The 20,105-nt window shown below is 66.4% G+C and carries 17 protein-coding genes and 1 tRNA gene; 10 read left to right on the top strand and 8 right to left on the bottom strand.

Features of this window, described 5'->3' with window-relative positions; translation table 11 throughout:
- A partial coding sequence (locus AC1DUQ_RS02830) for an aldo/keto reductase (RefSeq protein ID WP_477073364.1) occupies window positions 1-954 on the top strand: 954 nt, incomplete at its 5' end.
- Between the two features lie 3 nt (window positions 955-957).
- On the opposite strand, the gene AC1DUQ_RS02825 is transcribed toward AC1DUQ_RS02830, so the two are convergent.
- From AC1DUQ_RS02825 to AC1DUQ_RS02815, 3 genes are read right to left on the bottom strand one after another with little or no spacing between them, the layout of a single operon-like run.
- Complete coding sequence (locus tag AC1DUQ_RS02825; protein ID WP_477060100.1) at window positions 958-1,698, bottom strand: hypothetical protein; 741 nt, start codon at window positions 1,696-1,698, stop codon at window positions 958-960.
- On the bottom strand, window positions 1,698-2,156 hold the full coding sequence (locus AC1DUQ_RS02820) for an OsmC family protein (RefSeq protein WP_477060101.1): 459 nt from the start codon (window positions 2,154-2,156) through the stop codon (window positions 1,698-1,700). Before AC1DUQ_RS02820 ends, AC1DUQ_RS02825 begins: the two co-directional genes overlap by 1 nt.
- 29 nt (window positions 2,157-2,185) lie before the next feature.
- Entirely contained in the window at window positions 2,186-3,058 is an 873-nt protein-coding gene (locus AC1DUQ_RS02815; protein ID WP_477060102.1) for a hypothetical protein, read from the bottom strand.
- A gap of 179 nt (window positions 3,059-3,237) precedes the next feature.
- Between AC1DUQ_RS02815 and AC1DUQ_RS02810 the strand changes: the two genes are divergently transcribed.
- The 4 genes from AC1DUQ_RS02810 (at window position 3,238) to AC1DUQ_RS02795 (ending at window position 6,060) form a co-directional block, all read left to right on the top strand.
- Entirely contained in the window at window positions 3,238-4,488 is a 1,251-nt protein-coding gene (locus AC1DUQ_RS02810) for an MFS transporter (RefSeq protein WP_477073363.1), read from the top strand.
- A 64-nt stretch (window positions 4,489-4,552) separates the two neighbouring features.
- Window positions 4,553-4,625: transfer RNA gene (locus tag AC1DUQ_RS02805), tRNA-Arg, on the top strand.
- Window positions 4,626-5,016: 391 nt separating this feature from the next.
- Window positions 5,017-5,388 carry a hypothetical protein gene (locus AC1DUQ_RS02800; RefSeq protein ID WP_477060104.1) on the top strand — a complete coding sequence of 124 codons (372 nt, stop codon included), beginning with the start codon at window positions 5,017-5,019 and terminating at the stop codon, window positions 5,386-5,388.
- An 87-nt stretch (window positions 5,389-5,475) separates the two neighbouring features.
- A complete protein-coding gene (locus AC1DUQ_RS02795; RefSeq protein WP_477073362.1) occupies window positions 5,476-6,060 on the top strand; it encodes a hypothetical protein in 585 nt (194 codons plus the stop codon).
- A gap of 53 nt (window positions 6,061-6,113) precedes the next feature.
- Here AC1DUQ_RS02795 and AC1DUQ_RS02790 read toward each other — a convergent pair whose 3' ends face one another.
- The 3 genes from AC1DUQ_RS02790 to AC1DUQ_RS02780 form a co-directional block, all read right to left on the bottom strand.
- Window positions 6,114-8,105 (bottom strand): SIR2 family protein, encoded by a 1,992-nt coding sequence (locus AC1DUQ_RS02790; RefSeq protein ID WP_477060106.1) that lies wholly within the window; start codon window positions 8,103-8,105, stop codon window positions 6,114-6,116.
- Between the two features lie 4 nt (window positions 8,106-8,109).
- A complete protein-coding gene (locus tag AC1DUQ_RS02785) occupies window positions 8,110-8,925 on the bottom strand; it encodes an adenylate/guanylate cyclase domain-containing protein (RefSeq protein WP_477073361.1) in 816 nt (271 codons plus the stop codon).
- Between the two features lie 96 nt (window positions 8,926-9,021).
- Window positions 9,022-9,939, bottom strand: coding sequence for a hypothetical protein (locus AC1DUQ_RS02780; RefSeq protein ID WP_477060108.1), 918 nt, complete (start codon window positions 9,937-9,939; stop codon window positions 9,022-9,024).
- 191 nt (window positions 9,940-10,130) lie between these two features.
- Between AC1DUQ_RS02780 and AC1DUQ_RS02775 the strand changes: the two genes are divergently transcribed.
- From AC1DUQ_RS02775 to AC1DUQ_RS02765, 3 genes are all read left to right on the top strand, one after another.
- Window positions 10,131-10,589, top strand: coding sequence for a Pycsar system effector family protein (locus AC1DUQ_RS02775; protein WP_477060109.1), 459 nt, complete (start codon window positions 10,131-10,133; stop codon window positions 10,587-10,589).
- Window positions 10,590-11,396: 807 nt separating this feature from the next.
- The gene (locus AC1DUQ_RS02770; RefSeq protein ID WP_477073360.1) at window positions 11,397-11,600 is read left to right on the top strand and encodes a YegP family protein; all 204 of its coding nucleotides are present in this window, start codon (window positions 11,397-11,399) and stop codon (window positions 11,598-11,600) included.
- Window positions 11,601-11,796: 196 nt separating this feature from the next.
- Window positions 11,797-15,321, top strand: coding sequence for an SIR2 family protein (locus AC1DUQ_RS02765; protein ID WP_477073359.1), 3,525 nt, complete (start codon window positions 11,797-11,799; stop codon window positions 15,319-15,321).
- 1,216 nt (window positions 15,322-16,537) lie between these two features.
- Here AC1DUQ_RS02765 and AC1DUQ_RS02760 read toward each other — a convergent pair.
- A complete protein-coding gene (locus AC1DUQ_RS02760) occupies window positions 16,538-17,470 on the bottom strand; it encodes a hypothetical protein (protein WP_477060112.1) in 933 nt (310 codons plus the stop codon).
- Window positions 17,471-17,694: 224 nt separating this feature from the next.
- The gene (locus AC1DUQ_RS02755) at window positions 17,695-18,939 is read right to left on the bottom strand and encodes an AlbA family DNA-binding domain-containing protein (protein ID WP_477060113.1); all 1,245 of its coding nucleotides are present in this window, start codon (window positions 18,937-18,939) and stop codon (window positions 17,695-17,697) included.
- A gap of 550 nt (window positions 18,940-19,489) precedes the next feature.
- On the opposite strand from AC1DUQ_RS02755, the gene AC1DUQ_RS02750 reads away from it, so the two are divergent.
- Window positions 19,490-19,885, top strand: a complete 396-nt coding sequence (locus AC1DUQ_RS02750) for a hypothetical protein (protein ID WP_477060114.1) — start codon at window positions 19,490-19,492, stop codon at window positions 19,883-19,885.
- Window positions 19,878-20,105, top strand: a 228-nt coding sequence (locus tag AC1DUQ_RS02745; RefSeq protein WP_477073358.1) for a hypothetical protein, incomplete at its 3' end; no start/stop codon positions are given. The genes AC1DUQ_RS02750 and AC1DUQ_RS02745, both read left to right, overlap by 8 nt.

Genomic DNA, 20,105 nt, shown 5'->3' with positions numbered 1-20,105 from the left:
GTCGGAGTGGTCGGGCTGGGCTGCTGGCAGCTCGGCGCGGACTGGGGATCGGTCACCGAGGAGGCCGCGCTGTCGGTGCTGGGGGCCGCCGTCGACTCCGGCGTCACGTTCCTCGACACCGCCGACGTCTACGGCGACGGCCGCTCCGAGAAGCTCATCGGCACGTTCCTGCGCTCCCGCGGCCCGGACCATGGCATCACGGTCGCGACGAAGATGGGCCGCCGCGCCGACCCGCACACCGCGGAGGCCTACACGCTCTCGTGGTTCCGCGCCTGGACCGACCGCTCGCGCGAGAACCTGGGCGTCGACACCCTCGACCTGGTGCAGCTGCACTGCCCGCCCACCGAGGTGTTCCGCCGCGAGTCCACCTATGACGCGCTCGACGTGCTGGTCGACGAGGGCCGGATCGCGTCCTACGGCGTCTCCGTCGAGACCGTCGACGAGGCGCTCGAGGCGATCGTCCGCCCGCACGTCGCGACCGTGCAGATCATCCTCAACGTGTTCCGCCGCAAGCCGCTCGAGCAGGTGCTCCCGCTGGCGCAGAAGGAGGGCGTCGGGATCATCGCCCGGGTGCCCCTGGCGTCGGGACTGCTGTCGGGCAAGTACGACGAGGACACGCAGTTCGCGGCCGACGACCACCGGAGCTACAACCGCGGTGGCCAGGCGTTCGACGTCGGCGAGACGTTCGCCGGGGTGCCGTTCGAGGTCGGCGTCGCGGCCGCGCGCGAGGTCGCGTCGCTCACGCCTCCCGGCTGGACCACCGCGCAGCTGGCCCTGCGCTGGATCATCGACCAGCCCGGCGTGTCCGTCGTCATCCCCGGCGCGCGCTCAGCCGCCCAGGCGGTCGGGAACGCCGCGGCCGCGGCGTTGGAGCCGGTCGACGAGGAGACCCTCGGCGGGCTCCGCGGAATCTACGACGGCCGGATCCGCCAGCACGTGCACGCGCGCTGGTAGGACCTACCTCTTCGAGCCGATCCGCTTGAACCTGCCCGTCAGCCGCTTGGGCTCGGCGGGCAGGATCACGGGCACGTCGTTCGGGCCGGCGATCTCGATCACCTTCGGGAACGTGAGCGGCGGCGGACCGAACGCCTTGCGCGCCCCCTCGATGACGTTCTTGCCGAGCGCCCGAGCGCCCGCGACCCCGACCACCAGGCCGATGCCGAACGGGATCAGCCGCCCGACCGCGAGGCCCGTCTGCTTGGTCAGCTGCGTGCGCACCAGCCGGCGCGTCATCGTCGTGTTCACCTTGCGGACCGTCGCCATCGGCATCCGGGTCAGCAACGCGCGCGCCACGCTCACGCTGGTCAGCTCGGCGCCGTCGGTGATGATCTTGCCGCCGGAGTCGCCCAGGATCGTGGTCAGCAGGAGCGCGCGACGCCGGTCGGAGTCCTCGACCTCGATGCCGTGCACGCTGGCCACCGCGAGCGAGAACGCCGCCGACGCCGCGAAGAACGTGGCCACGTCGCTGGCCGTGAGCACCAGCGCGACGCCCGTGCCCACAGCGGGAGCCGCCGCCGAGGCGCCCACCGCACCGCCGGCGCCCTGCACGACCAGCAGGTACTCCTTCTCCAGGAGGCGCACCAGCTGCTCGGGCGTCGCCTCCGGGTTCCGGCGGCGCAACGAGTCGACGTGCGCGTGGATGGTGGCGGACGGGATGGTGACCGCTTTGGCCAGCGCCGCCTCGACGAGGGCCGGCATCAGCGCTCTCCGGTGACCGTCAGCTGCACCGTGGCGCCGGCGTCGAGCGTGCGACCCACCGTGCAGTGCGAGTCGATGGCCCGGTGCACCAGGTTGATGAGGCGCTCGCGGGTGGCTACGTCGAGCGCGCTCAGGTCCACGACCAGCTCCTCCGCGATCGCGGGGTACCGGTCCTCCTCGGTGTCGCTCATACCCGAGGCCTTGATGGTCACGTCGACGTCGTCGCCCAGGTAGTGGCTCAGCTTGGCGTCCGCCGCCAACCCGCTGCAGCCGGCCAGCGCGATCTTCAGCAGCTCACCCGGGCTGAACACGTTCTCCACGCCCACGCTGCCGATCAGCACCTCGGCCCCGCGCGAGTTGCGGCCGGTGTACAGGCGCTTGCCCGTGCGCTCGACCCACAGCTCGGTGTCGCCCGCGTTCTTGGTGATGTCGGGCGCTGGCTTCTGCTCCGTCGTCATCCCGCGATCCTGCCACGCGGGGCTGGAGGTCACGCGTCGACGGCGGGGACCTGCGGTGCCTGTACCGCGGCCTTGGCGGGGAAGTCCCAGTTGCGGACGGTCTCGCGCACCCAGAACGCCAGGAACAGCGCGATCTCGAACCACTCGGCGATGGCCACGTGGTACCCCCGGAACAGCCACTGCGCCACCAGGACGACCACGATCCCGCCCGCGGTCATGCCCACCGCGATCCACTTGTACAGCGGCTGGTCCGGCAGATCGTCCTCGCCCGCCGCCTTCGGCCACCCGTTGCACGCGACCGCCACCGCCATGCTGATGATCAGCAGGAACGTCGCCGCGTAGTGGATCCAGGCGAACTCGTCGCCCTCCCAGATGCGGAACAGCAGCAGCACGACGAACGCCGCCGCGAGCACCCACGACAGCCGGTAGAACGCCTTCGCCTTCTTCGGCTTGGAGCCCAGCGCGTCCCCTGGCCAGTTGCCGGTCAGCTTCTCGGCGATCACCAGCACCACCGCCGCGACCAGGACCGAGCACGTGGACACCCGGATGCCGTTGACCATCTGCTCGCGGACCGCCGCGTCGTCGATCCCGCGCAGCGTGTCCTGCAGGTCGGTGGGGACGAACGCCACGAACAGCGCGTAGAAGCCCGCCAGGTTCAGCGCGAAGTCCTCCAGCGTCCGCCCCCGGTACGCCACCAGGCACACCGCGATGCCGACGAACGAGCCCACGAACACGTCGCGCAGCGGGCCCAGGTAGCTGGCGCTGATGGAGCCCTCGAACTTGCCGAAGAAGACGAGCCCGAAGATCGAGCCGATGAGCAGGAACGCGGCCAGCGCGACGAGGATCATCCTCAGGTGCCGGTACGTCTCCCGTGCCCGATCGGCCTCGCGCGGTGCAGCCATCGCGGTCCCCCTCCGCTGAGCTTTCCCCTGTCGCGATCGTCCCGCCGTCGGTATGTGCAGGTCTATGGGTGTTCGGGGTGATTCTTCGGTGAGCGCGGCGACGGGCCGACGCTCGCTGCGGGGTACCGTGCCGCGTGCGAACGACGCGATCAGCCGGGACCCCCCGGACCGCGGGCGTCGTGTTCGCCGCAGCCGTCGTCGTGTACTTCACGGCCGTCATGCACCGCACAGCCCTCGGGGTGGCGGGCGTCGACGCGATCGACCGGTTCGGGCTGTCCGCCACCATGCTCGCGCTCTTCTCGGTGGTCCAGCTCACCGCGTACGCGGGCATGCAGCTCCCCGCGGGCCAGCTGCTCGACCGGTTCGGAGCCCGGTCCGTGCTCGTCGGCGGATCCCTGGTGATGGCCACGGGACAGCTGCTGCTGGCGCTCTCCGACGAGGTCGGATGGGCCCTCGTGGCCCGCGTGCTCATCGGTGCCGGCGACGCCCCCATCTTCATCGGCGCGTGCCGGCTGGTCGCCGAGTGGTTCCCCCCGCGCCGCGTGCCGGTGATGGTGCAGACCACGGGCCTGATCGGTCAGGCGGGCCAGCTCGCCTCCGCGATCCCGGTGGCGTGGCTGCTGCACTCGCGGGGCTGGACGGTCGCGTTCGCGACGCTGGCGGGTCTCGGGGTCGTCGCGGCGTCCGTCGCCTTCGTCGGCATCCGCTCCGCGGTGTCGTCGTCGCCCACGCCCGAGCGCTTCTTCTCCGCGGTCCGCTCGGCGGCACGCCCGCACGGCACCCGACTGGGGTTCTGGAGTCACTTCCTGTGCCCGTTCTCCGCCAACGTGGTGGCGCTGCTGTGGGGTGTGCCGTTCTTCGTCACCGCCCAGAACCGCACGCCCGGCGAGGCCAGCCTCCTGCTCATCGTCCTCACCGTCTCCGCGATGGTCACCGGACCGCTGGCCGGGCAGTTCACCGCCCGCCACCCCCTGCGCCGCAGCTGGGCGGTCCTCGCGACGGCCGGCGCCACGTTCGTGGCCTGGTCGGTCCTGCTGGCCTTCGACACCCCACGGCCGCTGTGGCAGCTGCTGCTGTTCGTCGTCGTCCTCGGCGCGGGGGCACCCATCTCCCTGGTCGGCGTCGACTTCGCGCGGACCTTCACGCCCCCGGACCGACTCGGGGCGGCGACGGGGTTCGTCAACATGGGCGGCTTCACCTCGACGATCCTGGGCGTGCTCGCCGTCGGGCTGGTGCTCCAGCTGGTCTCGCCGCCCGGGGCCTCGATCTACACCCTCGATGCCTACCGGGTCGCGTTCGCGGTGCTGCTGCTGCCGTGGCTCGTCGGGCTCGCGGGGGTGCTGCACCACCGCCGGCACGCCCGCACCGACCTGGCGGCCGAGGGTGTGCACCTGCGGCCCGTTCGCGACGTTCTGCGGTGGCGCCGGTGAGGCGTTCGCCTTCGGTCGTTCGCCCGCGCGTTCGGTAGGCTCTCGGGCGTTCCCCGTGGATCGCGCGCCTGTAGCTCAGGGGATAGAGCACCGCTCTCCTAAAGCGGGTGTCGGCAGTTCGAATCTGCCCAGGCGCACAAGTGTTGGTGCAGGTCAGCGTGCTCTCCGGTGCGACTGGTGTCGGTTCCGCTGGGACATGGCGGATTCGGTCCACGGTTGTCGGACGCCGGCCCTCGGGGTGCGGCGCCGGTTCGGCGTTCACCGAGGTCGGCGCACGTGCGCTGGCTTAGTTGTGTGGTGAGGTACGGCAGGGTCCACGCCGGTTGAGGCGACGCCGCGCCAGTGGTGGCGGCTACCTTCCCTGGTGGTCGCACGGGCGGCCTTGGTCGCTCCCGCCGCACACTTTTGAGACGCTTCTCGATCTCATTTGAGACGCGCTCTTGTGACCTGCTCGTTCATCGGGATGGGCAAGGATGCCACAACGTCTAGTACCTAGATTCCCAGCAGGAGCTGATCCACACTCCCGGCATGAGCGCTCCGAGCGACGGTCGGTGGGGGGCTGTCTGGGAGCCGACGCGTGTTGTCGGGCGACGGGTCAGGACGACGCGGACGGAGCACGACGCCTCCGGCTTGGCTGTGCCGGCCGAGGGTGCCGTGGTCGTAGTTGAGCTCACGATCGAAGAGATCAGCGTGAGCCTGCGAGCGGTCGAAGCCAGTCCTGCAGCGCCGGTCGACGAAGCCGGGCTGCAAGCTGAACTGCTGAGCATTGGCGCGAAAGCTCGTCTCCGACGCGACGAGTTGATTGCCGAGCGTACGGCGGCGTTGTGGGCGCTTCGCGAGGCAGAAGCTCATCTCTCGAGGCGGCCCAAGGTCAGGTTGCCACAATCGAATGGCAACTGATTCTCGCCGACGAGGAGCCGAAGTGCGGCCCTGCAGTCGGGCCTTCTCGGTGATGGGCCGCCGGCTAAGGCGAGAGGAGTCCGACCCGTGACGAACAACAGCGCGCGAAGGCAGGCTGCGCGCAGGCTCCAAGCCCAGCTAGACATTCCATACATGCGTGCACTTCGGATCGTCGATGCCGACAATKCCGCGAGGGTGCGTCGGCGAGAAGGTGGCGAACCAGACCCGGCTGCCCTGCTCGCGTCCGCGACCTGTCGATTGGTTACCGCCACAGTCAACGACTGGCTGTTGGAGCGACTTACGACGGTCGCGGTTGAAGACGCCGGACTCCCCTGCCCCTTTCCGTGGTTGAGCGAGGGAGAGATCGAGGCGGCCGGTGCGCTGGCGCTGGCCGCGGTCGCCAACGACGAGACCGCTGACAGCACATCCCGCGTGCTCGTCGCGAGGCATGAGGTCTTCCTCATGGTGAGTGGCTGGGTGAACGACGTCTCCGTCGCCATGGCTCGCCGGYGCGATCACGATCTTCTCGTCCTCGAGGAACACGTCGACGGAAATGAGGTCCTGATTGGGCCCTTGCAGGCGAACGGCGCGTTTCGGGTCGAGTTGCTGCCCGATGAGCGTCGCGCCCGCGTCCTCGGGGTGGCACTGAGCTGGAGCCGCAGTCGCGAATGAATCGCCAACCTGGCGGGTAGAGGACGAGGCCTACGACGTTCAAACTGCCAGTGTTAAGCCTGACCCGACACTTCGTTCGGGGTCTTGTTGGTGTCCAGCCAGACCTCTTGAACCACGGCACCGCCACCGGGAGGCAGGCGATTCCACGCGAGTTCGTTCCCGACTCTTCCAATCGCGACGCTGACTGCACTCACAGCTATGGAGAGCTCGCGTGAGTCCGGGGCGAAGTTCGAAGTGATGAGCGGGTGGTTGGCCGCATCAACGTCGAGGTCATACGCGAGGCGCTTAGCCAAGGGGTTGTGGTAGCGATCATCGGGGCCGTCGTCGACAGCGAGAACGTGTGGTCGCTGTATGGGTACGAGGTTCGCGATCGCACCCAGCGCACGGTCTCGCTGTTGCCACGCGTCCGCTCGTTGGTTTTGCGCGCTTGCCGTGTCACCGCCTTTTGCTTCCCCCGTGTCGAATGCCTGCTGCGTGTCGCGCAGTTCGGCTTCCTTCTCGTTGAGGGTGACGGCTCGGCCCGGGAACGACCTGTGGTCGAGCGTGGACCTCGCAAGGCGAAGGACCTCGAAGAGTTGCCAGGCGTCATCGATCGCGGCTTCGGTGATCGTCAGAGCCTCACGTAGAAGCGGTCGAACGACTCCCAGGAGTCTTGCTGAGCCGCCTGGCGTCTCCATGTACGTCAGGTCAGCGTCGAGCAGAGTGAACAACGGCTCGCTGCGGTTCGAAAACGCAGCGGTGTGCTGCAGTTTCAAGAGCTCACTAAGTAACTCAAATCGGCGGCACGCGATCGCCGACACGCCGGCGGCGTAGAACAACACAGATCCGGTCACCCGACGCAACTGAAGCAGCTTGACCATTCCGCCATCTCGCGGCTGGGCGGCGAACCGCTCCAGCTCGGCGAGCCACCACTGGTCTGTCGCGGCGTCGCCCCAGTAGGCCAGGGTGGCAATCAGGGCGCCCGCTACGCGGGATACCTCTTCAGTCCTCGCGAGCATGGCCGCGTACCCGCCGAACGGGAGGTCGTCCTGGTGGTTGGGCAGGTTGAAGTCCGGGTGATCGTGAAGACGGATGAACTCACGGTTCAGCATGTCGTGAACGTGGATTGCCACGCGACGGCCCGACAGTTCCCGCTTCGCGGTGTCCACGGCGACCGGAACGGTCAGGGGATGGCGGGCCGAACGAGTGGCTAACGCGTCAACAGCATCCGCGATCGCGCCGAAGCCTCGGTCTGCGTCGGTCTCGAGCAGCAGACCGCCCCTGAGCGTCCGTAGCTCAACGGCCTCGGGAGATGGTGTGAATGGTTCAATCCACGCAAGTGCCAGCCGGCCGGAGTAGTGCTCCGCGATGGCGGCCCGTAGCGCAGGGTCGTATGTGGATGACCACCCTGCCACGATCAGGCCGTAGTCCTCGAGGACGCGGGTGAGTAGGTGCAGGGTCGCGGGGTCGTACGTGCCGAGTTCGGTCGTCGTGTTCAGCATGGACGTCGGGTTGAGATAGTCACCGTGTAGATGGATGACGCAACAGTTCAGGGTGTGTAGAGGCGCGAGGCCGTGGACGTCCGCCGGGGATGCGACGACCGTGGGTTCGACACCCTCGGACCGGAGTGCTTGCTCCATCAGGCGGTCGAAGTTCAGCGTGACGATCACTCTGATCGTTCCGGCGGAGACCAGACGAGCGATCGCGACGTGCGCAGCGGTCGGCAACTTCCGGTCCGTGTCCTTGTCGTCGTCAGACCGTTCGAAGTAATCGCGCAGCAGGTTTTGACGGGCCAATGGCGTGGGTGCGAGCTTCTCCAGGAGAGTCTCGTACCGCGCCTCCTCGCCGAACCGATCTTCGTACCACCTGATCGAATCGCCGCCAGGGTCCTCACCGGAAACGTCTGCGACGCGTGCCGTGAGATCCTGCAGTACGCCCCAGGCGGTGGGGATACCGCTAGCGGCAGAGACGCCGGCGCCAAGCAGTGCCGCGTACGCGCCCGGGTTCGCGTGGAGAGAGAACGCGAGCGGCAGCAGCGAATCATCGGCCGCCGAGATGCTGGTCATGGCTTCAAACCCCCCAGTGGGCTGAGGAGCCGAAGACTGTGGTGTATGTGCCGCCGATCTGCACGCTGTTCGACATCCGGGACCACAACTTGATACGTCCCGTGTCGTCGGTCAGGAGGTCCTCGGAGAGGGTCATGTGGACGCGATCAGTGATGAACAGGGAGTGGTGGTTGCGAAGGTCACTGAGCTTGGCGGCGACGTTGGGCGCTGCGCCGATGGAGATCAGGTCACTGTGGTTCCGARCCCCACCACGTACGATGAGCGCCTCGCCCGTGTCGACTCCGACAGCGTGTCCTATGTCGCAGAAGTTGGCCCCGTCAGTCCATCCATCCTTGATCGCCGGACGAATCACTTCGAGCACGGCCCAGTTGATGGCTAGAGCCGCGCGCACGGCATTCCAGTTCTTGTTCTCGCCCATGAAGATTGCCATCACGCGGTCGCCGTCGAAGCTGCGAATCTGACCGTCAAAGTTCCTCAGGATTCGCGACGCGGTGTTGATATAGGCCTTAACAATCTTCGCGGTTGCTTCCTTATTCAGGCTCTGAGCCAGTTTGCTCGAGCCGGCAAGATCGGCGTATAGGTACGTCGCGTCTACTAGGCGCCCACCGTTTTTGAGGACCACGTCATCGGTTTCGGGAACCTTTGCGCCGTTGGTGATCTGCCACGGAGTGGAGATGATGTCTCCAACTGTGGCCTCGATGCTTGGGTACACACGCGCTCCTCTACACGAGCCGACCTGCTCGTTCGCTCCGACGAATGTAACCAGATCGTGTCCGCCCTTGGTCGTCTCCGCCGACCGGACCGCAAAGCGGGGTTCCACGGCTTCTTTCGCGAGGCTTACCCTTGCCGAAACATGCGGCCTGCGCCCCAGCGTTGATCGCCCGCCGATCAGCCAGGGTGCTTTGCTCGGGTGCCATCACCTGCGAAGACTCGCAAGCAGCCTCTTGCGCTCACGCGACTCTTGGGCCTTGGAGGCAAGCGCGGAGGCCATTTGCGTCTTGGCGAGATGTGTCCGGACGTGGTCGGGAATGTCGTCACGCTTCTTCCCGCCGGAACGGATTGCCGCGCAGAACGACGGCCCACATGAGGCGCACCATGGAACGGTGACTATACGACCGTACCTTTCGTACTCGTCATTCAGTCGGTCGATCGTGAAGTCGCTCCAAAGAGTCGAACTCGGAGCGCCACCGCACCCACACGAGTACGCAACGTAGTCGTTGTCCTGGAAGTGGTCCCAAATGGACCCGGTGACGACAATCTCATGCCGGTCTGCCGACTGTGCGGCCTTCGCGGCGTAGTTGACGGGCTTGCCGGCCCAAACGGCTTCCTGCTCATCGACGTTACGGGGTGTTCCGAGTTGCTTCACGAGTACCCGGCCACAGGAGATGCCGATCTTGAACCCAGTGGCCGGGAGCTTGCCGTCATCCCACTTCGTCTCGTACTGCGCGACTAGATCATCGCTAAAAGTCCGAACCGTGATCGCGGCGCAGAGCGCGCGCTCAAACGCAAGGTCCCCCCAGAACAGGCCGAAGCCGCCGTCCCCCTGGATGTCGATGAAGTTCGCCTCGAACTCGTTCAGCACAGCCACAGCGGACTCAACCGCCGTCTTGTAGATCCGGGCGGTCGACGTGTCATGGCGCCCCGTTCCAAGGTGAGTGGAATCCTTCAGGTCAAACATGACAGCGACGACCGAGGGGATCTTGAGCCACCTGTTTGATCCCTGGCTCGGGATTTCATCGAGCCCCGGGTCCTTGATCTCGACTACGTCCGGCACCGTCTTGAGTGCCTCCGCGGCCTTGCCGTTGAGATCCTCGAGCAGTTCTGCGAGGTCCACCGAGAGCTCCTTCCGTCCCAAGTCAGGCTACGGGGCACCACCGACATCGCCGCGACGGGCCAGGGCTCATCGCCTGACGACGCTCTTCATCGATTCTTGATCCGCCGTTGGGCCCAAGGGCCGGCCGATGGCCGGGTACTCTGCGGCCCGGAGGTAGCCACATGGGCAGACGTTCAAGCATCGAGCCACAGATGCTCGCTGAGGCACGTGCCGAGATCTCCATCGCGGATCAGAAGGCCGGGATCGTGCTTGCAGCTGCAGGTATCGGATTCAGTGCCGTTCTCGGGGGCCTGCTCGCTGGGGACTGGCGACCGAGCGCTTACAGCACCGACGGTGAGATTGTCTGGTGGATCGCGGCAACGCTCGCATTCGGCGTCGTCGCCTCCGCGGCGGCGGCGTTGTGGCCGCGGTTCACCACCGAGGATGAAGACGAACTTGTAACCTACTGGGCGCACGTTGCGCGATACAAGACCGCGGCGGCCTTGACGATCGCGCTCGACGACCAACCCCCGCCCGACCGCGAACGCACGCTGCATCAGCTTTGGCGCCTCGCTCAGATCGTGCGCATTAAGTATTGGTGCGTCCGTGGCGCGTTGGTCAGCGGCGCACTGGCCATCATTGCGTTCCTCATCGCTGGATTGGTGGGATAGCAGGAAGCGACGTGGCGCGAAGGTGTCGAGGGCGACTGAGCGTCGACGATGTGGGGTCGCGCCGCGGGGGCATCGGCTCACCGCGCAGGACTTCGTGCACTTGGCGTTGCTGCGCTCCGGCCACGATCGAGCTCCCGTACGGGCCGCAACCATCGTGTCGATGGGGAGGGCGCGAGGGGGACCCTCGCCCGTTGGTCGGCGGGCACCGCCTGATCGTCTCGTGAGGCGATACCCAGGACTCGGTGCGGCGTGCGGTAGGCCGACCTCATTGACCTTCGCGTATGGGTAGCCCAGTGCCCGGGAGGAACGGCGGTAGCCACGATCACGCGGCATGCCCCGCAGGTGTCGAGTGCGACGGGCTCCTCGCCAGCCTCACGCCGAGGACACGGGTGTTCGTCGAGTCTCGCGCCGAGCGCGAACATCGCTCCGTGACGTCCATCGTCGAGGAAGCTCTGGCTGCGTACGGACTCGGCAATGCCCACCCCACCGGCGATTGACTGGACCTCCGGATCCGCTCCGTTCGCCACGACGGCAGCTGACGCCGTGCCATCGACCAAGTGACGGGTTGGCGAGGTGGTGGTGATCGTGCGCCCACGTAGTCGGGCGATCATTCACCGGTTGGAGCGCTTCCCTCGTAAGCCCCGGGATGGGACGTTGTTGAGGCACTGCCCTGCTAGGGCATCTGACTTGACGAAACTGGGACTGCGACGACGCTTGCCCGCCGGAACGCCGAGTTGGCGGTGGTGCTTACGCCAGCGACTCCCGGCCGCCGAGACGGCCCAGAGTGGACTCGATGGGGGGAATCCGATGGCTGAGGGCGTACTGCAGTTCCACCTATGGAAGTCGACAGCCCAGCAGCCGTATCACTGGACGCTAACTTCAACAGGAAACGGCGAGATCATCTGCACGAGTGAAAACTACGCCTCGARGGCCGACGCGAAGCATTCGATGGGCCTCGTTCATGCCCACGGCGGTGACGCAAAGTATGTCGACCACACGGGCGAGGACTGAGTCTGCGCCGGCGCTGCCGACGGCAGCACCGGTTCGGATCTAGATTCGCTCCAGTTGGGTGTCATGGTCGATTGCGATCAGCCGCCCGTCGGTCGGCAGCGAAAATCCGCGCGTCCGCTGGTGTGCCCCATCAATACGAGTTGGGGCGTCACGCCCGACACCCGCTCGACAGTTCAATCAGAGAGCGGGAGGCAAGATGTGGATAACTAGCGATGTCGAGCTCCCTACTGAGCTCATCGAGGCCCACTCGGACGGCAACCTGGTGTTGTTCGTGGGCGCAGGCGCGTCGATGGGAGACCCATCGAACCTGCCGTCATTCAGAGAGTTGGCTCGTATGCTCGCCCAGGCGGCGCGCGTGCCGTTCGACGAAGGCATGGCTCTCGACTTGTTCCTTGGTTCTATGCCAGCCGATTTCGAGACCCACACCCACGCCCGGCGGATCATCGCGCGGCCAGACACGAGGTTCAATCCGACCCACTCCGCGCTGGTCCGGCTCGCATGGGCATCGGGCATGCCGCGGATCGTGACGACCAACTTTGACAGTCTCCTTTCGACTGCTGCGGCGTCGGCCCTGCTCTCGGAAGGCGACGTATGGGTTGGTCCGGCACTGCCCCTCGGTGATGCCTTCTCGGGTGTCGTGCACCTGCACGGCTCGGTCGACCGCCCACCCGCGCAACTGGTGCTGACGGATCGCGACTTCGGCCGGGCCTACCTCACCGACGCCTGGGCGACGAGGTTCCTGCAGCGAATGTTCGACGAGTTCACCGTGCTGTTCGTCGGCTACAGCCACGACGACCCGATCATGCGGTATCTCGCCCTTGGCCTGACGTCGAAGAGCCGCCGTTACGTGCTGACACATCGCCCTGGCGACGACAAATGGAACCACCTCCGCATCGTCCCTGTGCCCTATCCAGCGGTCGAGGACGATCACTCCGCCATGGTTGCCGCTCTCGAGGCATGGGACCGACGAGCGAGGATGGGACGCCTTGATCACCAGACCAGGATGAAGGAGATCATTGACGATGGTCAGCAGCTCAACCCGGTCGACGAGGACTACGTTCGGCAACGCCTGGAGACTGCTGATGGTGTGCGGGAGTTCACCCAGTTCGCCCATGGGGTCCCGTGGCTTAAATGGATTGAGGGTGTCGAGAGTTTCCAACGCCTGTTCACAGGAGGGTCTGACACTGAGGCTTCCACAGTCCTGAGCGGCTGGTTCGGGCAGGTCTATGTCGCCGATCGAGAGCTGCACGGCGCGGCACTCCGGGTGGTGCAGCGGCTTGGACGTCGCTTCGCGCCGTCGCTCTACCAGTCGTTGAGCTGGGCTGCGGACACGCTTGCGAAGACCGACCTTGATGCCGGTCGACGTTGGAAAGTGCTCCTTGCCACATCGGTTGACGGCATCTCCGCGCCTCCGGACCTCGGGATGTTGCTGCCCTACGAAGTAGACGAGAGGGCCGAGGAGCTGGCCCTGGTCCGGGTCGCGTTACGTCCGTTCCTCGTTCTCAAACCCCGGTGGACACTGAGCGGGGACGACCCCACGACCCCACCCCAAGCGGAGGCCGCGTGGCATGCGTCAGACGATGTCCTCGCCCGGCACGTTCTGAAACTTGTCGAGGACCGCGTCCCTGGCGATCCGGCGCTCGGTGCGGTTCTGGAGGATGCACTCGGAAGCGCCTACGAACTTCTGGTGGCATACGGCGGCGAGCACGGGTATGACAGCCTCAGTTCCCGTCGTTCCGCGATCGAACCGCACCCCCAGGACGACTACCGCGATCCCGTGGACGCGTTGATCGACGGACTCCGCGACTACGGAACCAAAGCACTTGGCGTGCAGCCGGACCTTCCCCTCCGGTGGTGGAAGCGTGATGCCAGGCTCTTCCGCCGGCTCGCGCTGCATCTCTTCGCACTTAGCCACGACCTCACGGACGACGAGAAACTTCGGTGGGTACTCGACCAGGAGGTTCTGTTCGAGTCGCCTCTCAAACACGAGGTGTTTCGTGTCCTCGCAATCGTCGTACCCAACGCAAGCGCGGACACTCGATCGAGGCTCCTGGCGTCTGCAATGGACGGCGTGGACTTACCGGACGGCTTTCCAGACATGGAACGCCACCGGGCGTACTCCACCTACAACCTGCTCGTTTGGCTCACTCAGTCCGCACCTGCGTGGCTCGAGGCGCAGCATGAGCTCGAGCGGATACAGAACAAGTACCCGACGTTTGGTCCGCGGGACTTCCCGGATCTCGACAGGTGGTCGAGTACCGCGACTTGGGGACAGGCGTTCCCAATGGACGTCGAAGACTTCTTGCAGGATCTCGACTCTGATGCCCAGGTCGCCCTGACCACGCTCCTGGCCGTGGACTACTCAGAGCAGCGAATCGACGGCCCTACCTGGCACAGCGCAGTCGCGCTCGTCCGCCAAGCGGCCGCTCGGCGCCCGGACCTCGCGCATCGACTCTGGAGCGCGATCGACGGCCGGCCGAACCTTGGTGTTAAGGCGGATGAGTTGCAGGACGCGATCGTCGAGGGCTGGGAGCAGGCGGATCTCTCGGAGCTTCTTAGCGATGTTGTCCAACTCGTCGCCGAACGGACCGGTGCCCCCGAGGCGACTCGCGCGATCACTCGGTTTCTCGTCACCCAGATCGAGAAGCACCTCGATACTCCCGAGGGAGATGCGACGGCAGCGATGCGCGATCTAGCGCGCACAGTCTGGAACCTTCAGAAGGGATCCTTTGACTCCCAGGCCGGCTCTGACCCGAGCTTCCTCGCCCTCAACTCCTGGCCAGGGGACCTCGCTCGCTACTGGACTCTGGAGGTCAACCGCCGGTGGCGCGATCTGGGCGATGCCTGGAGCGGCCTAAACGGGGATGAGCGGCAGGCGTTCGAGGCGCTGCTTGCCGGGCCCGATCCGGAACTCGACGCGATTCGACCCGCGCTTGGCGGACAGGCACACTTCCTATTCGTCGCGGATGCGACGTTCACGGGGGAAGTGGTCCTGCCCTTGTTCAACGGGCCGCATGCTTCGCAAGCCTGGGAGGCCTATCTCTACAACCCTCGATGCAACGACCGGATGCTTGGTGACGGCTTCCTCGAGAGTGTGGTCGCCGAATGGGACCGCCTCGGTGAGCTCGGAGGGCACGGGCTTGTCGGCCAGTTCTACGCGCTCGTCGCGTCCATCGTGAACCAGGCGAGCATCACGCCAGAGCAACGCCAAGTGCTTCTCGACCGATCGGTCTTGGCTGACGATGGCGACCACGCGGCCGAGTTCGCGAGTTCGAACCTTCGGTTCTTCCAGGATGACGCAGTCAACGGGGCCGAACTCTGGAATCTCTGGGCGCGCGACCATCTGGCAGCGCGCCTCCAGGGACTTCCGCGAAACGCCCACCCCGGCGAACTCGAGCGATGGGCCGACATCGCCCCCTTCGTTGGCGACCGCAGCCCGGACGCGTACTCGATGCTGGCCGGGCGCGGGATCGGCCTCGGCGACGGATATCACCCGCCTGACTGGCCCGCAGAGCTGCTGGCCAGCAACGGACCGGCACTCGTTGGCCACCTCGCTGAGCGGATTCGGAACTCGACTCCAGCCGGTTGGGCCGCGTCGTTCGCTGTGCGCAAGCTCCTCTCTGACCTAACCGCAGCCCTCGGGGCTGCGGTCTGCGCGCCGCTCGTCGAAGCAGCGATTGATGCCGGATTCCAACCACCAGACACAGCGACAACGGGGTAAGTGCAGACTCGAGAACCCCTCAACGCCTCGGACAGGAAGGCTGCGCCGACTTGCCCGACTCGCGGCGGCTACACCGGCGGGCCCCTGCTGCTTCGAACTGCGACCGACCCGCCGCGCACGGCCCCACCACACTGCGCTCTTGTGGGCAAGAGCGTGGTGTCCGGTTGTCAGCCCAGGAAGTCCCATCGCCTGACTACCCGCCCGCACAGCACGCACGTGCAGATCGTCGAGTCGTAGCCGTTTGCGCCTACGTCTGCGCGATGACAGTCGAGTGGGCGCAGGTTGTCTGGCTAGTCATACGGCTGATCGTCTCTGCAGCGGGTTGCTTGCGTCGCGTTCAGCAGGTGTGCCAGGCACGCGGGGGGCGGTTGGTCGAGCCGCACAGTCCTCGGTGTCACCAGGATCCTGAGCAGCACCAGCCGATCAGCCCGGTGAAGCCGATCATCAGGCCAATGGGGAGTGCGACTCCACGCCTATGCCACCAACCAGCGGGTCGTTGCGCTCTTGCGGACAGGAACGTGGTGTTGAGCGCCTCACGGCGGCTGGGATCCGATGCGCTGCAGATCAGAAGTCGTCGCGTTCGGGGGTAGTGGCGTGCGCACGGAGAACCGCGWGGTCCGCCAGGGGATGGTGCTGAGCACCGTCAGACCTGACGAAAACATGGCTAGTTGATGAAGGCTGACGAGGGCGGCTGTTGAGCGCCTCGGTTTGACGGGCTCTTCGGACTGCTGGTGGGGGTGGCGGCGCGCCGGTGAGCCGGGTGCCGGGGTGATGTGGTCGAGGTCCCCGAGGCGCGCCATGAGCAGTGGATCGATGAGCTCGCCCCCTGACTTGCGGACTGGTTGGACCCAGGGGAGAGAGAGTTGCTCGTGGATCTCGATCCAAGCGACCGCTGAGGATCAGTTCGCTGCAGCGTCCAGTTCCGCGCACCACCTACGATCGTGACGGCGATAGTCCCGCTGAGGTACCCTGCGCGCTCGCATTTTCCGACTGAGGCGGTCGGCGGCGGCGGTTCCCACCCTCGCGCTGACTGCACCACCTCCGCGATTGCCGGCTGCGCGGCCTCGGTCACTGGTCGCCCCGAGCCCGCCTCCGGTGCGTAGGTCCGTCGCCGGGGTGTCGTCAACTCTCCGGCGAGTCCGTCGTTTGCCGGGGGGGTACAGCGCCATGGCGCGCCAGCGTCTCGTCGACCAGGTCAGTGGTGCGGCGCCACCAGCTAGCCTTGCGACGCGTTCGGATCAGCGCCCCCCTCGTACACGTAGACGTCGATGTGGTCGCCCTTGAGCACCAATCGGGTGAGACTGACGCTCCCCCCGATGTCCGCGATGGTGTCGAGGCCTTTCAAAGAACACCCTTCGGCGGCGCCCCCCCCGTCGCTGATGGGCTGGCCGGCGTGGGAGAGGAGCAGGCAGGTCATGCCGTAGCGAGACTCTCCACTCCAGACGGCGAGGCTGTAGACCTCGGGGCCGTGGAAGTCCTCGTAGCGCTTCAGCTCTCCGGGACTGATCCCTAGAGCGTCGAGTTTGCCCCCCGGATCGTGCGGCTGATCGGCGGCGGCACCGTCCGACTTCAGTGCGAGCACATGATCTGGTGCGGGCACGTAGTACCCACCTCCCTGCCCATCAGGGACCGGCGGCGTTTCCTCGGTCGCTGTCTCGAACGGGATGGGAGTGGACTGATCAGCAAGCAGCCGCGACATCGTCGCGGTGACGGCCACGTTCAGGGCGAGGGTCGCGATGACGCCGGCGACGATCAACGAGCGGCGGCGCCACCACGGTGCCGCGGGGGCTCGGTTGATCGCGTCTGCGGCGGTCGACCCCTCGGCGGTGTCTTGCTCAATGACCGACGTTCCGGCACGCTCATGCGCGGCGAACACCCCGCCGACAGGCTGACGGACCGACGTCGGAGCAGAACGCGACCCTTCGACGGTCTCGGCGACCGGGATGCGTTCGGGGATCGGAGGGGGGACCCCTGTGGCGGTATCGCCGACCGGAGTCGCCTGTCGACGTTGGGCGGCCTCCAGTTCGGAGAGCCGAGCCTGAGCCGCCGCATCCCCCACAATGTCAGCATTCGGTCCCCAGGCGCGCCGTCGCAAGCGCGCCAGCTCGTCCGCTTGTTCGAACTCGAACGACCTCCGCGGGGCATCCATATCCTCATCGTCCCCCCCGCGCGCGACATGGGGCGAGGGGCGACCGGACGTCGCGAAGACTGGAGTTCACTGAGTCTTCGGACTTCTGGTGGGGGTGGCGGCGCGCCGGTGAGCCGGGTGCCGGGGTGATGTGGTCGGGCCCCCGAGGATCAGAGGCGACCAAGCTCTCGCGGCTGGTCTGTGACGCGCAATGCACTTCGAGAGGTGTTTCGACTCCTCACATCTCAAGGTGCTTCTTCGGGCGGCCGTATGGCTGTCAGTTGAGACATGCCGCCCTGGTTGACACAGTCCTCGGCCAGTTCAAAGACCTGCCGGTGGAACGCTGCCGGCGCCGTGTCCGCGCGGGATGTCACCTCAACAGGGGTATAGCGGTGCAGCGGAGTGGAGACGCCCCCGAACATCTGCCCGAAGTTGTCGATCGTCAGGATCGTCAGCGGAACTGTCTCGCTCTCGATGCCTATCCGGATGTCGTACTCGGTCGTGCCGACTGCTTCCCCCGTGGTTCGCACGAGGGCCATGAGGTCGGCAACTGCGCACTCGATACGAGAGGCCCGGACTTCTTCTCCCTTGAGGAACCCGTCCGCGCTCAAACGCGCCCCGCCGACTGCGGCCGCGAGGGTTACCGAGCCGTCGTGGTGAATGCTCGCCCATGACTCCTTCCACATGTTGCGTTCGCTCGTCTCGGTGTTAACCGCGACCCACCGCCGCAGTCCCGGACGCGGGTTCGAGCTGTCCACGCTCTCTAGCGGATGCTGCGCAGATCGGTCCGCGAAGCCGAGCGCGAGCGACCTAGCCTTGGAAAGCACCTGGCGCGCATCATCTCGGCTAAGTCGGCTACTGAGCTGCGGGGTCCGTGGGTGTGCCACCGCGACGAGCCACGCACGGGCCGCGGTGCCGCGGCCAGCGCTCGCCTCCTCGTACAAGGAGGCGAGTGCTTCGCGGGCGTGCCTCCGCTCGTCGAAGCGGGCCCGATACATCGCCTCGATCTGGCGTTCCTTCATCCAGACTGTGTCGGCGTCGTTCCGGACGGGTGCACCGAAGTATTCGCCTCTGTAGATCAAGTGCGGACCGTCGAGACCGCCGGGTACCTTGACGATGACTGCCCGGCTTGGATCGTCTCCGAGACGATGAATGGTGAGGCCGAACACGGGCGGTGAGATTGCGGTGATCGCCGCGCTGCGGAGCGTGCGTTCGTAGCCTTCATCGAACTCCCCGACGTCTTGGCGACCAGTCGCGGCCTTCTGCGACTCGGTCACGCCGTAGACGATGAGCCCACCTCCACTGTTGGCCATCGCGGCCACATCCTTCGGATAGTCGGTCTGCGTGATGCCCTTTGTCGGCGGCAGTTCAGACTTCCAATCCAGGTCGTCGGTCTCTCGCACACCCGTGGTAACCGCGCGGGCGAGCAGGTCGTCAGTCAGGGGGCCGGGCGAGGCGCCGAGCTCGCGGTGCAGAGCCGTGAATGTCATGGCACGAAACCTATGGCCGAGCACCCGACCCACACCTACTCGTTCGCGGTCTCAGCACGAGAACACGACATCGAAGCCAGCAAGAGGCGGCGGACCAGACTGCATGGGCGCACTAGACGGCCGGCCGCGCGTGTGGCAATGAGCGCCGGTCTTCGTGAGCGCTCTACTTACGCTCTTTGTGGGCAACCGTGCAGTGTCGAAGGGCGACTCCCATGTGGGGCTCTTGGCCGGCGGGGTGGCCAATCGAGTCAGCCTCTCGTCCGCCTTCGCGGGCCCTTGACTGCGACAACGTTCTAGCGGCACGCTCCATATATTCAGGATTGCGGCCATTTGCACTTAACTCGAGCGACGTTGGCGGTTGGCCAGGTCGGCCTCGGCCCCACGTGAGCATCTCAAGATGGGCCTGGGACACGTGAGGCAGTGTCGAATGGCTGCGTGTCCGAGTTCAGGTTGGCCGGTCAGGCAAGTTGTGGGGGCGCCTGGGGTCCTTGCCCGTCGGCCCTAATCGTCCAACGGTTTGAGGCGGGCACCGAGAAGGCAGGGGTGGACGATGCCGAACGAGCTTCATCTCAATACGAACGGTGCCGACCCTTACGTCTTTTCTCTGGGTGACGTGGTCGTGTATGTGCATGTCACCGCGAGTGTTCCGGTGTTCTTCCCGGATCCGCCGCCGGTCGGGCCAAAGCCGATCGATCTGCTCCCTCCCGTGGTCGGGCCCGAGTACCCCCGACCGCCGATGCGCATCACCGAGCCGGTGGAAGGCGTCGATGGCGCCGACGAGCTTCTCGAGTTTCTGCGGGAGAACCCTGGGCATATCCGGGTGAATGTGGAGTCCGTCGATCAGGCCGCCTTCGGCCAACTTGTCGTCGGGCTGCAAGGCGCCAATGGCCCCAACCTGCACATAGCCCGGCTCAAGGGCAGTCAGCTGGGCGACTTCAGTGGCTGACGACGCGGATCCGAGCCCCCTCACCGACGCTGCCGATCGCATTCGTGAGACGGCGAAGTGGCTCACCGTCAGCCTCGGGTCGTTGGGCGCGATCCTCGTAGCAGGAAGTCAGCTCTCAAGCGTTGGTGACCTAGCACCCGGCTCGGGGAGATTCTGGCTCGCCGTCGGGTCGGCGGCCGTGGCAGTAGGGGTCACGGTCGCGATCTTGGGCTTCGTGATC

It is taken from the genome of Cellulomonas sp. P4_B5_2, assembly GCF_056402235.1.
The sequence above is the reverse complement of the archived record's forward strand: the minus strand, read 5'-3'. Positions and strand labels throughout refer to the sequence as shown.

What these genes read in the sequence shown, in the direction of transcription:
- AC1DUQ_RS02825 (WP_477060100.1), bottom strand. Translation starts at nt 1,698, where the DNA reads ATGCCGGCCCTCGTCGAGGCGGCGCTGGCCAAAGCGGTCACCATCCCG.
- AC1DUQ_RS02820 (WP_477060101.1), bottom strand. Translation starts at nt 2,156, where the DNA reads ATGACGACGGAGCAGAAGCCAGCGCCCGACATCACCAAGAACGCGGGC.
- AC1DUQ_RS02815 (WP_477060102.1), bottom strand. Translation starts at nt 3,058, where the DNA reads ATGGCTGCACCGCGCGAGGCCGATCGGGCACGGGAGACGTACCGGCAC.
- AC1DUQ_RS02800 (WP_477060104.1), top strand. Translation starts at nt 5,017, where the DNA reads ATGAGCGCTCCGAGCGACGGTCGGTGGGGGGCTGTCTGGGAGCCGACG.
- AC1DUQ_RS02790 (WP_477060106.1), bottom strand. Translation starts at nt 8,105, where the DNA reads ATGACCAGCATCTCGGCGGCCGATGATTCGCTGCTGCCGCTCGCGTTC.
- AC1DUQ_RS02775 (WP_477060109.1), top strand. Translation starts at nt 10,131, where the DNA reads ATGCTCGCTGAGGCACGTGCCGAGATCTCCATCGCGGATCAGAAGGCC.
- AC1DUQ_RS02765 (WP_477073359.1), top strand. Translation starts at nt 11,797, where the DNA reads ATGTGGATAACTAGCGATGTCGAGCTCCCTACTGAGCTCATCGAGGCC.
- AC1DUQ_RS02760 (WP_477060112.1), bottom strand. Translation starts at nt 17,470, where the DNA reads ATGGATGCCCCGCGGAGGTCGTTCGAGTTCGAACAAGCGGACGAGCTG.
- AC1DUQ_RS02755 (WP_477060113.1), bottom strand. Translation starts at nt 18,939, where the DNA reads ATGACATTCACGGCTCTGCACCGCGAGCTCGGCGCCTCGCCCGGCCCC.
- AC1DUQ_RS02750 (WP_477060114.1), top strand. Translation starts at nt 19,490, where the DNA reads ATGCCGAACGAGCTTCATCTCAATACGAACGGTGCCGACCCTTACGTC.